General features: G+C 34.5%; 14 protein-coding genes, 1 other RNA gene, 5 pseudogenes and 1 other annotated feature. All 20 genes and pseudogenes read left to right on the top strand.

Annotated elements, in window-relative coordinates; all coding sequences use genetic code 11:
- Positions 1-157 precede the first annotated feature (157 nt).
- The 20 genes and pseudogenes from recJ to glyA all read left to right on the top strand — a co-directional run bounded on the left by recJ (position 158) and on the right by glyA (position 14,558).
- Positions 158-1,339, top strand: coding sequence for a single-stranded-DNA-specific exonuclease RecJ (gene recJ, locus PWK10_RS08875; protein WP_274768045.1), 1,182 nt, complete (start codon positions 158-160; stop codon positions 1,337-1,339).
- On the top strand, positions 1,336-2,268 hold the full coding sequence (locus PWK10_RS08870; protein WP_342455748.1) for a hypothetical protein: 933 nt from the start codon (positions 1,336-1,338) through the stop codon (positions 2,266-2,268). The genes recJ and PWK10_RS08870 overlap by 4 nt, the downstream gene beginning before the upstream one ends.
- A gap of 142 nt (positions 2,269-2,410) precedes the next feature.
- Positions 2,411-2,929 carry an adenine phosphoribosyltransferase gene (locus PWK10_RS08865; RefSeq protein ID WP_008909926.1) on the top strand — a complete coding sequence of 173 codons (519 nt, stop codon included), beginning with the start codon at positions 2,411-2,413 and terminating at the stop codon, positions 2,927-2,929.
- 106 nt (positions 2,930-3,035) lie between these two features.
- Positions 3,036-5,203: pseudogene (locus tag PWK10_RS08860) on the top strand (RelA/SpoT family protein).
- A 10-nt stretch (positions 5,204-5,213) separates the two neighbouring features.
- Positions 5,214-5,663, top strand: a complete 450-nt coding sequence (dtd, locus tag PWK10_RS08855) for a D-aminoacyl-tRNA deacylase (RefSeq protein ID WP_274768044.1) — start codon at positions 5,214-5,216, stop codon at positions 5,661-5,663.
- A 9-nt stretch (positions 5,664-5,672) separates the two neighbouring features.
- Positions 5,673-5,807: a hypothetical protein gene (locus PWK10_RS18645; protein ID WP_342455671.1), complete on the top strand. Its 135-nt coding sequence runs from the start codon at positions 5,673-5,675 to the stop codon at positions 5,805-5,807.
- Positions 5,808-5,815: 8 nt separating this feature from the next.
- Positions 5,816-6,292, top strand: a complete 477-nt coding sequence (locus PWK10_RS08850) for an MBL fold metallo-hydrolase (RefSeq protein WP_342455747.1) — start codon at positions 5,816-5,818, stop codon at positions 6,290-6,292.
- 97 nt (positions 6,293-6,389) lie between these two features.
- Positions 6,390-6,524, top strand: a complete 135-nt coding sequence (locus PWK10_RS08845) for a hypothetical protein (RefSeq protein WP_274768043.1) — start codon at positions 6,390-6,392, stop codon at positions 6,522-6,524.
- 11 nt (positions 6,525-6,535) lie between these two features.
- The gene (locus tag PWK10_RS08840; protein ID WP_274768042.1) at positions 6,536-6,751 is read left to right on the top strand and encodes a hypothetical protein; all 216 of its coding nucleotides are present in this window, start codon (positions 6,536-6,538) and stop codon (positions 6,749-6,751) included.
- Between the two features lie 44 nt (positions 6,752-6,795).
- Positions 6,796-7,119, top strand: coding sequence for a hypothetical protein (locus tag PWK10_RS08835; protein WP_274768041.1), 324 nt, complete (start codon positions 6,796-6,798; stop codon positions 7,117-7,119).
- Between the two features lie 111 nt (positions 7,120-7,230).
- Complete coding sequence (locus PWK10_RS08830) at positions 7,231-7,767, top strand: radical SAM protein (RefSeq protein WP_342455746.1); 537 nt, start codon at positions 7,231-7,233, stop codon at positions 7,765-7,767.
- Entirely contained in the window at positions 7,764-7,940 is a 177-nt protein-coding gene (locus tag PWK10_RS08825; protein WP_274768040.1) for a hypothetical protein, read from the top strand. Before PWK10_RS08830 ends, PWK10_RS08825 begins: the two co-directional genes overlap by 4 nt.
- Positions 7,941-7,975: 35 nt before the next feature.
- Positions 7,976-8,179, top strand: a binding site (T-box leader).
- 50 nt (positions 8,180-8,229) lie between these two features.
- Positions 8,230-9,488 (top strand): annotated as a pseudogene (gene hisS / locus PWK10_RS08820) (histidine--tRNA ligase).
- 99 nt (positions 9,489-9,587) lie between these two features.
- Positions 9,588-10,486, top strand: a pseudogene (aspS, locus tag PWK10_RS19755) (aspartate--tRNA ligase).
- The gene (locus PWK10_RS19750; RefSeq protein WP_446715362.1) at positions 10,444-11,280 is read left to right on the top strand and encodes an amino acid--tRNA ligase-related protein; all 837 of its coding nucleotides are present in this window, start codon (positions 10,444-10,446) and stop codon (positions 11,278-11,280) included. The pseudogene aspS and the gene PWK10_RS19750 overlap by 43 nt, the downstream one beginning before the upstream one ends.
- Positions 11,281-11,349: 69 nt before the next feature.
- A non-coding RNA gene (gene ssrS / locus PWK10_RS08810) (6S RNA) lies at positions 11,350-11,529 on the top strand.
- A gap of 28 nt (positions 11,530-11,557) precedes the next feature.
- Positions 11,558-12,309: pseudogene (locus tag PWK10_RS08805) on the top strand (tRNA threonylcarbamoyladenosine dehydratase); the annotation flags it as partial.
- 81 nt (positions 12,310-12,390) lie between these two features.
- Positions 12,391-12,884 (top strand): annotated as a pseudogene (locus tag PWK10_RS08800) (YajQ family cyclic di-GMP-binding protein).
- Positions 12,885-12,896: 12 nt separating this feature from the next.
- Positions 12,897-13,169 carry a metal-sensitive transcriptional regulator gene (locus PWK10_RS08795; RefSeq protein WP_274768039.1) on the top strand — a complete coding sequence of 91 codons (273 nt, stop codon included), beginning with the start codon at positions 12,897-12,899 and terminating at the stop codon, positions 13,167-13,169.
- A 216-nt stretch (positions 13,170-13,385) separates the two neighbouring features.
- On the top strand, positions 13,386-14,558 hold the full coding sequence (gene glyA / locus PWK10_RS08790) for a serine hydroxymethyltransferase (RefSeq protein WP_274768198.1): 1,173 nt from the start codon (positions 13,386-13,388) through the stop codon (positions 14,556-14,558).
- Positions 14,559-14,609 lie beyond the last annotated feature (51 nt).

Genomic DNA, 14,609 nt, shown 5'->3' with positions numbered 1-14,609 from the left:
ATCTTTGTTTCCTAATTTTTGTGTCTGTCGAGGAGAAAAGTATGAAACGATGGGATGTTAAAGAGAAAAACTTTGATTTAATTGTTCATGAAAACAAAGTTATAAATAGTTTGCTTATTTCAAGAGGTATAAGTTCAAAGGAGCAGGCAGACATTTTTTGAATCCTGATCTTAGGTTGCTTTATGATCCTTTTCTTTTAAAGGACATGGACAGGGCAATAGATAGGATCGATGAAGCTATTAAGAAAAGGGAAAAGATATATATTTATGGAGACTATGATGTTGATGGCATCACAAGCACGGCAGTTCTTTATAGGGCCTTTAAAAAATTAGGGGTAGATGTTAGTTTTTATATTCCCGACAGAGTTAACGAAGGATACGGTATTAATAGAGAGGCGATTGACCATATAAGCTCCCTTGATGTGGATCTTGTTATAACAGTTGACTGTGGAATAAGCGCTATTGAAGAAGTTGAATATGCAAAGGAAAAGGGATTGGATATAATAATTACTGACCATCATGAATGTAAAGAAAGGATTCCAAATACAATAGCAATAAATCCTAAAAGGCATGACTGCCAATACCCCTTTAAGGGGCTTGCTGGATGTGGTGTAGCCTTTAAACTTGTTCAGGCTTTATTTAAATTTTATGATCTTCAGGGATACGAGGAATTTTTGGATCTCGTTGCTATTGGAACGATAGCTGATATTGTTGATATTACAGATGAAAATAGAATTATTGTAAAATACGGTCTTGAAAAAATACTTAATAGCGATAAGGCTGGAATAAATGCAATAAAACAAGTTGCAGGAATTAAGGACAAGATTTCAACCTATAATGTTGCCTTCCAAATTGCACCAAGGCTAAATGCTGCAGGAAGATTAAGCGATGCCAAAATTGCTGTAGAGCTTTTTATTACAAATGATAATGAAAAGGCAATGCAGATTGCAAAATATCTTGATCAGGAAAATAAAAAAAGGCAGCAAATTGAACAGGAGATTTTAGACGAATGCATAGAAAAGATTCAAAGGGAGATAGACCTTAAAAGGGACAGAGTAATAGTTTTATCATCACCTAACTGGCATGTTGGTGTAATTGGAATTGTTGCGTCGAGGATTGTGGAAAGATTCAATAGACCAACTATATTGTTTTATGAAGAAGGAGAAACACTAAGGGGTTCAGGAAGAAGTATAAGGGGATTTAATCTTTATGATAATTTAGTAGAATGTAAGGACCTTCTTGTTAAATATGGCGGGCATGAACTTGCAGCAGGACTTACAATTGAAAGGTCAAAGCTTGATGATTTTAGAAAAAGGCTCAATGAACTTGCCCAAAAATAGATTGTGAATACTTTGCAGAAAGGATAGACATAGACTTAGAACTTGATTCTGATGATTTGAGCATTGAAACATGCGAACTTTTAAATATGTTAGAGCCTTTTGGGATGGGCAATAATCAGCCGATATTTTGTCTTATGAATGCAAGGGTTTTATCTAAAAGAAGGATAGGCAATCAAGGACAGTATATTAAAATGCTCATTGAAAAAGACTCAAAAACATTAGATTGTGTTGATTTTATAAATAATGTGGAATTTATGGATAGAGAATGGGAATATATTGATATAGCCTTTAATCTGAATATAAACGAATGGAATAATACAAGAAATGTTCAGCTTAATATAAAAGATATTAAGCCTTCTATAGATTATAGTGGAAGTAAGCTTAAGGAAAATTATTTTAGAAATATTAAAGAAGTCCTAAATTTTAGCAACTTTCCTTTTATTGAAATAAAAAATATAAATTATTTAAACTATGATCTGAATTTTTTAAAGGAGTTTGTTTATTTTAAAAGAGGAATTATATTGTTAAACGATTATAATTCGATAGAAGAGGTTGATGAATTTAGACAGGTTATGGATTTTAACCTTTACAAAAATTTTGGATTTGAACCCCAATTTATTTTTCTTCCTAAAATTAAGGAAATTGATTTTAAAAATAATGAGGTTCTTATCTATGATTATCTGTTAAATATAGATGATTATTTGTATTTAGATAGCTTAGGCGTTAAGGTTTATCATTTTTTAAATGAAGAGTTTATTAATAGATTAAAAAATCTTAAAAACATGATAACATTTGACGATAAAAAGGCTATTAAGTTTCTTAGAGATTTGATGTATAATGAAGTTGTTGGTAGTTTAGATGATATAGCATGTAAATTTGATATAAATATATTTTTGCTTTATAGGATGATAGTTTATTTAAAAAAATAGGGGCAATTAGAATATTTACAAGGGATGATAAGATAAAAATTCTTCCTAACAGCACCGAATTTTTGACAATTGCTGATGATTTGAAGGATAATTTTAATAAAATAATCAATTTGTTAGAAAATAAAATCAGGGAGGTATAAAAATGGATTTAAAGGAAAAAATAAGAATAATAGAGGATTTTCCAAAGAAGGGGATAAGCTTTAAGGATATTACAACTGTTCTTAAGGATGGAGAGGCATTTAAGGATGTTATAGATAAAATAGTTGAAATAGTTAAGGATAAGGAAATCGATTTGGTTGTTGGTCCTGAAGCAAGGGGATTTGTTCTTGGGGCACCTGTTGCCTATGCTTTAGGCGTTGGTTTTGTTCCAGTAAGAAAGCCTGGAAAGCTTCCAGCTGATACTTTAAAATACGAATATTCATTAGAATATGGCAATGATGCATTAGAAATTCATAAGGATGCTATAGAGCCAGGACAAAGGGTTCTAATAGTGGATGACCTTCTTGCAACTGGAGGAACAATTTCAGCTGTTGCAAAGCTTGTAGAGGAGCTTGGTGGGGTCGTTGCTTCTATGGGATTTGTTGTTGAACTTACTGGCCTTAATGGAAGGGAAAAGCTTGAAGGATATGATGTATTTTCATTAGTTCAATATGAATTTTAAAATGTCGAAAAAATTTGCAAAATGATGATAATTAATATATAATATATTAAAAACATGGCTGGTTTTTGACCAGCCATAAATTTTACAATGGGGAAGAGGGCTAATTATGCTACAAAGGTTATTAGAAAAGATTAAGGAGAATAATTTAGACGTTGATATTGAAATGATTAAAAAGGCATATAATGTGGCGGAAAAGGCTCATGAAGGCCAATTAAGGGAGTCAGGGGATCCATATATACTTCATCCTGTTGAAGTTGCGATTATTCTTGTTGAAATGGGTCTTGATACTGACGCTATTTGTGCTGCCCTCTTACACGATGTTGTTGAAGACACCCATTTGAGCTATGAGGACGTAAAAAGGGAATTTAATGAAAGCATTGCGGACCTTGTGGATGGTGTAACAAAACTTGGGAAAATAGAATATAAATCAAAGGAAGAACAGCAGGCTGAGAATATAAGAAAAGTTTTGATTGCAATGGCAAAGGATATTAGAGTAATTTTAATAAAGCTTGCAGATAGGCTCCATAATATGAGGACTTTAAAATATCTTCCTCCTGAAAAGCAAAAGGCTAAGGCTGAGGAGACTTTGGATATCTATGCACCTTTAGCCCATAGGCTTGGTATTTCTAAAATCAAGTGGGAACTTGAGGATTTATCATTAAGATACCTGCATCCAGATGAATATTATGAGTTAGTTTCTAAAGTTCAAAAGAAAAGGGCTGAAAGGGAAAAGGAGATAAATGAGATCAAAAATATGCTTCAGGAAAAATTAGAGCAGGCAGGTATTAAGGCAGACATAGATGGAAGGCCTAAGCATTTTTACAGCATTTATAGAAAAATGCATTATAAGAATAAAACCTTTGATCAAATATTTGACCTATTGGCTGTAAGGGTAATTGTTGATACGGTTAAGGATTGTTATGCAGCCCTTGGTATTGTCCATACTCTGTGGAAGCCTATTCCTGGAAGGTTTAAGGATTATATAGCCATGCCAAAGCCTAATATGTATCAATCCCTTCACTCTACGGTAATTGGGCCTAATGGACAGCCCTTTGAAATTCAGATAAGAACATGGGAGATGCATAGGACTGCTGAATACGGTATTGCCGCCCATTGGAAATATAAAGAAGGGATTAACAATAAAGAGCTGGATATAGATGAAAAACTTCATTGGTTAAGACAAATCCTTGAGCTTCAAAAGGAAGCAAAGGATGCAACGGAGTTCATGGAAACTGTTAAAATAGATCTTTTCTCCGATGAAGTGTTTGTATTTACTCCAAAGGGTGCTGTTATTGATCTTCCTGTTGATTCTACGCCTATAGACTTTGCCTATAGGATTCATACCGATGTTGGAAACAAATGTGTTGGAGCAAAGGTAAATGGAAGGATGGTTCCCCTTGATTATAAACTAAAGACAGGGGATATAGTTGAAATAATAACATCAGCCAATTCTAAGGGGCCAAGCAGAGATTGGCTTAATATTGCAAAAAGCTCACAGGCTAAAAATAAAATAAGGCAATGGTTTAAAAGAACCTTTAAAGAGGAAAATATAGAAAAGGGAAGGGAAACTTTTGAAAAAGAAATAAAAAGACAAGGTTTAAATTTAAATGAGGCGTTGAAGACAGAGTATATAGAACCAGTTATAAGAAAATTCAATTTTTCTAATATTGAGGATCTTTATTCAGCAATAGGAAGCGGTGCTTTAACTGCCCATCAGGTTATAAGCAAGCTAAAGGAAGAGATTAAAAAGGAAGAAGTATTGCCACAAAAGGAAATCATCACTGAGGATAAGGCGGAAAAAAAGCCAAGAAAGGGAGAAATCAAAAACCTGGAGTTATAATAGAAGGGGAAAAGGATTTATTTGTTAGGTTTGCAAAATGCTGTAATCCAGTTCCGGGCGATGAGATAATTGGTTTTATAACAAGGGGAAGAGGTGTATCCATCCATAGAAAAGATTGTAGCAACTTTAAGCATCTTGCAGAAGCAGAACCGGATAGAGTTATTGATGCAAGCTGGACAGGTGAGCATAATGCAAAATTCCTTGCAGAGATTTCAATTGAAGCTAACGATAGACATGGACTTATTGCTGATATTTCAACAACTTTAACTAATTCAAAACTTTCAGTTAAAGCTATAAATGCAAGAACAACAAGAAATCATTTAGCTCTAATAAACTTAACGATTGAAGTCACAAGCGTTGAACAAATAGAAAAATTAATAAAGGATCTTAGAAAATTAAATGGTATTATAGACGTTTATAGAAATCTAAGTTAGGAGTGAGACTATGAGAGCTGTTGTTCAAAGGGTAAAAAGGGCACAGGTTGTAGCTGATGGTGAGCTTACAGGAAAAATAGATAATGGCATTTTAGTTTTGCTTGGTGTTGAAGATAGCGATAATTCTGATGATATAAAATATCTAGCAGATAAGATATGCAACTTAAGAATCTTCGATGATAATGATGGAAAAATGAATTTATCCCTTATAGATGTTAAGGGTTCCCTTTTGGTGGTTTCACAATTTACTTTATACGGAGACTGCAGAAAGGGAAGAAGGCCTAATTATATGATGGCTGCAAAACCTGAACATGCGGAAAAGATTTATAATGAATTTGTTGAAGAATGCAAAAAATATGTCGAAAATGTTCAAACAGGAAAGTTCCAAGCTTATATGGATGTTGAGCTTGTAAACGATGGGCCTGTTACTTTGCTTTTGGACAGTAAGAAAAACTTTTGAGGTGAGGATATGATTTTTGAGGTATTCCAATTAGGCTATTTTCAAACTAATTGTTACTTAATTGGAGATGAAAAGACTAAAGAATGTGCATTAGTTGATCCGGGTGGAACTCCTGATAAAGTTTTAAAAGATGTGAGGAATTAGGCTTAAAAATTGAGTATATATTATTAACCCATGGTCATGGTGACCATATTGCTGGAGTTGAAAGGATTAAAACAAAAAGCGGTGCTAAAGTTTTAATGGGCAAGGAGGATGAGTATTTAGTAAATGGTGGGACTCAGGAGTTAATTCCTATTTTTAGAAATATTAAACCCTTCCTACCCGATGAATATTTAAGGGAAGGAGATATTATTGACGTTGGCAGTTTAAAAATTGAAGTTATTGAGACGCCTGGACATACTCCGGGAGGTTTGTGCTTTAAGATAGGGAATATACTATTATCAGGAGATACACTTTTTCAGGGTTCAATAGGCAGGACGGATTTCCCTAAGGGATCCTTTGAAACTTTGATAAATTCAATAAAAAACAAGCTATTAATCTTAGATGATGAAACAAAGGTTTTTCCTGGACATGGTCCATCTACTACAATTGAAAAAGAAAAGAAGTTTAACCCCTTTTTGAATGAATAACCATTCTTAGGGCATACTAAAATATGAAGTATGCCAAAAGGGGGATTTTTATGAAAAAAGGAAATATAAGTCTAGATCCTTTGACTATGAAAATCCATTGAATGATTTGGACTATGATACTTATATGGATATTATAAGTAGTGGACTTAAGGACAGCGAAATTGCAAGGGAGCTTAATATTAGTTTGGAGGAGGTTAAGCTCTTAAAGGATAGAACGCAAAAGGATATATAGGGGAGAGTATTGTGAAGATTGGATTAAAAGGACATGATTATAGATATGAAGTTTTTCAAATAGCATCTTTGTTTTATCCTAAGGATGAAATAAAGTTTATGGATGATGGATATGAGCTTGAAATTATTTATGACAGGGACAACAACAAGGTTACAGCTAGTTTGAATGGAATTTTAGAATCGTTGAATTTGAATTCTAATGATGAAAAAGAAGTAAAAATGGAGTAAAGTATACCCTTTTAAAGCTTTTGCAAAATGAAACTGGAGTTAAAATGCCATGGGGAATACTTGTTGGTATAAGGCCTACCAAAATAGTTCATGATGCCTTTAAAAGGGGCCTTAATGAAGAAAGTATAAGAGAAATTTTAAAAGAAAAATATTTAGTTTCTAAGGAAAAGATAGATTTATTACTGGAAGTTGCTAAAAATGAGGCGCCGTTTTTAGATCTGCCTAAAAATTTAGTTGCCCTTTATATAGGCATTCCCTTTTGCCCAACAAGGTGTGCCTATTGCTCTTTTACTTCAAATCCATATAAAGGAAATAACCTTGTTGAGGATTATTTAATTGCATTAAAAAGGAAATCTATTCGGTTATAAATTTTTTAAAGGATAGGGGTATTACAATTGATACCCTTTATGTTGGTGGGGGACACCAACTTCTTTAAATGAAAAAGAGTTAGACGAGCTTTTTCATGGGTAAAGGATCTTATCGACGTTAAAAAATTAAGGGAATTTACTGTAGAGGCCGGAAGGCCTGATTCTTTAAATAGGGAAAAATTAATAATATTAAAGGAAAATGGAATTACAAGGATCAGCATAAATCCTCAGACCATGAATCAAGAAACGCTAGATTTAATTGGACGAAGGCATACGGTTGAGGATGTAATTGAGAAATTTTATTTATCAAGGGAAGTGGGCTTTAATAATATAAATATGGATATCATAATAGGACTACCAGGAGAAAAGGAAGAACACATTAAAAGGACGATGGAAAAGATTTTACTCTTAATGCCTGATAGCATTACAATTCATACTATGGCAGTAAAAAGGGCAAGCCTTTTAAATGAAAGGATGTTTAAAGGGGATAAGGATTTAGCAAGCAGAATGTATGATATTGCAACAGATTATGTTAAAAGTATAGGAATGCATCCCTATTATATGTATAGGCAAAAGAATATGGTTAGCCCCTTGAGAATGTGGGGTATAGCTTTAGGGGTAAGGAATGCATATACAATATTCAAATGATAGCAGAATCTACAACTGTTATAGCCTTAGGTGCTGATGCTGTAACTAAAATTGTTTATGGGGAATCAGGAAGGATAGAAAGGGCTGCAAATCTTAAAGATGTAAAAGAATATATCTTAAGAATAGATGAACAAATAGATGAAAAAATAAAAATGTTGATTGACATTTGTTAAACTTATTGATAATATAATTAATAAAAAATTTATATCAAAAGGCTGTGAAGGGGAGGAGTAGCCTTCAAACACCGAACAGGGAGGGGATGCCGCGATTGAGAGCATCTTCACGGTTAAGGAGGGTGAAGGACACCCTGGAGCTTCCGCCTGAAATGAGTAGGGTGGGACGCTGATGCGTTATCAAGTCAAGTGGGTTTTATGCCAATTAGGGTGGCACCGCGGAATTATCCGTCCCTTTTTAAGGGGCGGTTTTTATTTATTTAAATTTTAATTTAAAGGAGGTTAAAAGATGCTAACACAAGCTCCAAAGGGGACTAAGGATGTATTGCCAAAGGAGTCATATAAATGGCATTATATCGAAGGTGAAGTTAGAAAAATTTGTGCTGAGTTTGGATATTCGGAAATAAGAACTCCAACCTTTGAACATACAGAACTAATATTAAGAGGTGTTGGGGAAACTACCGATATAGTTCAAAAGGAAATGTATACCTTCAACGATAAGGCTGGAAGAAGTATAACCCTAAAGCCAGAAGGAACAGCACCAGCCGTTAGAGCTTTTATAGAACATGGCCTTCAATTTGATACTCAACCTACTAAACTTTATTACATAACACCCGTATTTAGATATGAAAACGTTCAGGCAGGAAGGCTAAGGGAACACCACCAATTTGGAATAGAAATGTTCGGCTCACCATCACCATCGGCAGATGCTGAGGTTATTTCCCTTGCTATGACCTTCTTAAAAAGACTTGGGCTAGATAATTTAAAGGTAAACATAAACAATATAGGATGTCCTGAGTGCAGAAAGAACTACAACGAGGCGTTAAAAAATTATCTTAAGGATAATTTTGATGAACTTTGTGATGTGTGCAAAGATAGATATGAAAGAAATCCATTGAGAATACTTGATTGCAAGGAAAAAACATGCCAAAGAATTGTAAAGGAAGCACCGATAATTACTGACTATGTATGCGATAATTGCAAAAATCATTTTGATGGATTAAAGCATGAGCTTGAACTTCTTGGGATTCCTTATGAAGTAGATCCTCATATAGTAAGGGGACTTGACTACTATACACAAACTGTTTTTGAAATAATATCAAGTAGCATAAAGGAAAATCTTACGATATGCGGTGGGGAAGATATAATAATTTGATTAAAGAAATAGGTGGACCAGACATGCCAGCTGTTGGCTTTGGACTTGGTCTTGAAAGACTTATATTAACATTAGAATCCAAGGGGATTGAAATACCAAAGCCAAAGGGAATAAGTCTTTATGTTGCATCGATAGGAGATAAGGCAAAGGATGAGGCTGCAAAGATAGTTTATGGATTAAGAAATAAAGGTATTTCCTGCGAAAGGGATCTTATGAATAAATCTTTGAAGGCGCAGATGAAGTATGCTAACAAAATCGGTGCAAAATATGTAATTGTTCTTGGAGATGAGGAAATAGAAAACAATAGGGCTAAATTAAAGGAAATGGAAACAGGACAGGAAGAAGAAATAGTTTTAAGCGATATTTATGAAGTAATTAAAGAAAGGATTTAGGAGGGATATTATGGCTGAGGCTTTAAAGGGCTTAAAAAGGACCCATATGTGTGGCGAACTAAGGGAAAATCACGTTGGACAAAATGTTGTTTTAATGGGATGGGTGCAAAAAGAAGGGATCTTGGTGGACTTATTTTTACCGATCTTAGGGATAGAACGGGAATTGTTCAGGTTGTATTTGGTGAGGAAATAAATAAAGAGGCTTTTACAAAAGCACAGGAGTTAAGAAGTGAATATGTTATTGCAGTTATTGGTGAAGTGGTTTTAAGGGAAGCTCCAAATCCAAATCTACCAACGGGAATGATTGAAGTTAAAGGAAAGGAACTTAGAATATTATCAGAATCAGAGACGCCACCAATATACATTAAGGAAAATTTAGATGCCTCAGAGGCAATAAGATTAAAATATAGATATTTAGACCTTAGAAGACCAGACCTTCAAAGAAATATAATAATAAGGCATAAAGCAGCTAAGGTAGTAAGAGATTTTATGGATGAAAATGGATTTTTAGAGATTGAAACTCCGATGCTTACAAAAAGCACTCCTGAAGGTGCGAGGGACTATTTAGTTCCAAGCAGAAATTTCCGGGAAAATTTTATGCTCTACCTCAATCACCACAGATTTTTAAACAGCTTCTTATGGTTTCAGGGTTTGATAGATATTTCCAAATTGTTCGTTGTTTTAGGGATGAAGACCTTAGGGCAAACAGACAACCGGAGTTTACACAGATAGATATCGAAATGTCCTTTGTGGACATTGATGATGTAATAGACTTAAACGAAAGGCTAATGAAAAGATTGTTTAAAGAAATCCTGAATATAGATATTCCAACTCCTTTCCCAAGGATAACATATAAAGAGGCAATGGAAAGATACGGTTCGGATAAGCCGGATATAAGATTTGGGTTAGAACTTGTTGATATTAGCGATGAGGTAAAGAATAGCAATTTCAAAGTATTCAAAGATACTGTAGCAAATGGTGGAACAGTAAGGGAATAAATGCAAAGGGATGTGCAGAATTTTCAAGAAAGGAAATAGATAAACTTGAAGAACTTGTTAAGACCTATGGAGCTAAAGGACTTGCATGGATAGCATTGAAGGAAGGGGAAATAAAATCTCCTATTGCAAAATTTTTGTCTGAAGAAGAATTAAATGCAATTAAAAACAAGATGCAGGCGGAAACAGGAGATTTACTTTTAATTGTTGCAGATAAACCAAAAACTGTTTTTGCAGCTTTAGGGGCCCTTAGACTTGAACTTGGAAGAAAACTTGAGTTAATTGGTTCTAATAATAAAGAATTTAAGTTCCTTTGGGTTACTGAATTCCCACTTCTTGAATACGATGAAGAGGAAGGAAGATATGTTGCAATGCACCATCCATTTACAAGTCCGATGGATGAGGATATAGAATTATTAGAAACAAATCCGGAAAAGGTTAGGGCAAAGGCCTACGACATGGTTCTAAATGGAGAAGAAATAGGTGGAGGAAGCATTAGAATACATGATACAAAACTTCAAGAGAGGATGTTTAAGGCATTAGGACTTTCGATGGAAAAGGCCTATGAAAAATTTGGTTTCCTTCTTGAGGCCTTCAAATTTGGACCTCCACCCCATGGAGGATTAGCTTTTGGATTTGATAGGATTGTTATGTTCCTTACGGGAACTGACAATATTAAAGATGTTATAGCCTTCCCAAAGAATCAAAATGCAGCCTGCCCACTTACAAATGCTCCATCAGAGGTTGATGAAAAGCAGTTAGATGAACTTGGTATAACTGTTATTGAAAAAGAATAATCCCTTAATTTACATAAGGGTTTACTATTGATATTTTCGACAAAAGGTGTTATATTAATAATTAAATAAAAGAGCCTGCCGTATTCGCCAGGATGGATTATGTATTGAGCCAACACCTACGAAAAGGGAGCCCGGGCTCCCCATGTGGAATGTAGGCCTACTAAAGGTAGGGAACAAGAAGCATGGGGAGGGCACCCACCTGCTGAGAGCAGGTTCAATCATTCCATCCAGCGATATGGTGGGTTTTTGTATGTAAGGAGGTAACTATGTTAGGACCTTTTCAAGAACAGAACTTCTTTTAGGAAAAGAAGGTGTTGAAAAGCTTAAAAAAGCACTGTGGCAGTATTTGGAGTTGGAGGAGTTGGATCCTTTGCTGTTGAGGCTCTTGCACGCTCAGGAGTTGGAAGATTAATTTTAATAGATGATGATGATGTTTGTATAACAAATATAAATAGACAACTACATGCAACAACAAAAACTGTTGGAAAACCAAAGGTGGAGGTAATGGCTGAAAGGGTTAAAGAAATAAACCCTAAGGCTGTTGTTCTACCTATAAAAGAATTTGTTTCAAAGGATAACATTGAAAAGTTATTAACTAATGACATAGATTATGTAATTGATGCTATAGATACAGTAACTTCAAAGATAGAGCTTGTAGTAAAATGCAATGAAATGAATATTCCAATAATAAGCAGTATGGGGGCTGGCAATAAGCTTGATCCGACTAAGTTTGAGGTTGAGGATATATATAAAACAAGTGTGTGTCCATTAGCTAAGGTCATGAGGACCGAACTTAGAAAAAGAGGAATTAAAAAACTGAAGGTTGTTTATTCAAAGGAGCCACCGATGAAGCCAAAGCTTGATGAAGTTGTGTCCTGCAAGGTAGGATGCGTATGCCCACCTGGTGCAACAAGAAAATGCACTGACAGAAGACAAATCCCAGGAAGCATATCCTTTGTGCCTTCGGTAGTAGGTCTTATAATGGCCGGTGAGGTAATTAAAGATATAGTTTTTGGAGAAAATAAGTAATAATCAATTGAGAAAATGTTAAATTTAGTATATTATTATATGTGAGTATCGGTCATGAATAATTTTTATAAGGAGGTTACTATGGCAGGAACATATTCATTTGATATAGTTTCAAAACCAGACCTTCAAGAAATAGATAATGCTGTTAACCAAACTATAAAGGAAATATCACAAAGATATGACTTTAAAGGCGTAGTTGCAGAGGTTGAATTTAACGGCAAGGATGAAATAAAAATTCATGCTCAGGATGAATTTAAGCTAAAGAGCATATTAGAAATTTTGAAGGCTAAGATGGTTAAAAGGGGGTGTCGCCAAAGTTTTTAGATGAAGGAAAGATTGAGGCGGCAACAGGTGGAACAGTAAGGGAAACTGTTAAAATTAAAAACGGCATAGAAAAGGAAAAGGCAAAGGAAATAGTTCAGGAAATCAAAAATACAAAACTTAAGGTTCAAGCTCAAATAATGGATGATATTATAAGAGTATCAGGAAAAAGCAAAGATGATTTGCAGTCAGTTATTCAAATGCTAAGGGGAAGGGACTTTGGAATAGAGCTTCAATTTACAAATTATAGATAAGGTGGGATAAAAATGGTTCAATGCTGCTCTAAGGAAGATATTATCAAAAGGCTAAGAAGAATTGAAGGTCAAGTAAAGGGAATTCAAAAGATGGTTGAAAATAATGAGGAATGTTCTGATATACTAATTCAAATAGCTGCAGTGAGGGCTGCAATTAACAAAGTTGGTGGTTTGATTTTGGAAAATTATTCAAAATCATGTATTATGAAGGCAGCAACTCAAGAATTCGATGGCGAGAAGGAAATTCAAGAGCTTATCGATGTTATACTAAAGTTTATGAAGTAAATCTCCTACTAGACGTGGGAGATTTTTCTTTTTTACAAGGTGTGAATGAAATTATTCAGTATAGGTATAAGTGTGCAATTTTTTATTGATATTTATAATAATTAAATTTATAATAAAATTATAAATATTGCAAAAATTCGCGAAAGGAAGTGTTGTGATGAGCCTTGAAAATGTTAAAAAGTGGATCCTGAGGTATATGAATACATATTAAAGGAAATGGAAAGGCAGCAGAACAAAATAGAGCTTATCGCTTCGGAAAATTTTACAAGCAGAGCTGTTATGGAGGCACAGGGATCACAACTTACAAACAAGTATGCGGAAGGATACCCAGGAAAAAGATATTATGGGGGATGTGAATATGTTGATGTTATAGAGGACCTTGCAAGGGAAAGGATGAAAAAATTATTTGGTGCAGAACATGCTAATGTTCAGCCCCATTCAGGTTCTCAAGCTAACATGGCGGTTTACATGGCAGTTTTAGAGCCAGGGGATAAGGTTCTTGGTATGAATTTGTCTCATGGTGGTCATTTAACCCATGGAAGTCCTGTAAACTTTTCAGGAAAGCTATTTAATTTTATAGCATATGGAGTAAATGAAGAAGGATTTATAGACTATGAAGAACTTAGAAAACTTGCCCTTCAGGAAAAACCAAAGATGATTGTATCAGGTGCCAGCGCTTATCCAAGAATAATAGACTTTAAGAAAATAAGAGAAATTTGCGATGAAGTTGGAGCTTACATGATGGTTGATATGGCACATATTGCAGGATTAGTTGCAGCAGGTCTACATCCAAATCCAGTTGAATATGCAGATTTTGTTACAACAACAACCCATAAGACATTAAGGGGACCAAGGGGCGGTGCAATACTTTGTAAGGAACAATATGCAAAACTTATAGATAAGACCATTTTTCCAGGAATACAAGGGGGACCCCTTGAACATGTTATTGCAGCAAAGGCGGTATGTTTTAAGGAAGCGATGAGTGAAGAGTTTAAAGAATATCAAAGAAAAGTTTTAGAAAATGCAAAGACTTTAGCAAATGCCCTTATGGAAAGAGGATTTAAGCTTGTTTCCGGAGGAACAGATAACCACCTTATGCTTGTTGATTTAAGAAATAAACATATTACAGGTAAAGATGCAGAACACCTTCTTGATGAAGTTGGAATTACAGTTAACAAGAATACAATACCATTTGATCCTGAAAGTCCATTTGTAACAAGCGGTATAAGAATAGGAACTCCTGCAGTTACAACAAGAGGCTTTGGTAAAGAAGAAATGGTAGAAATTGCAGATATAATCAATTGGGTTATCGAAAATAGGGATAAGGACTTAACTCCTGCAAGGGAAAGGGTTATGGCCCTTGTAAACAAGTTTAAATTATATGCATAAAAGGAGCCAGCTAGCTGGCTCCTTTTATAGATTTAAAAATTGGATATTAGG

This window comes from Caloramator sp. Dgby_cultured_2 (assembly GCF_028872215.1).
GTDB lineage: Bacteria > Bacillota > Clostridia > Clostridiales > Caloramatoraceae > Caloramator > Caloramator australicus.
The sequence above is the reverse complement of the archived record's forward strand: the minus strand, read 5'-3'. Positions and strand labels throughout refer to the sequence as shown.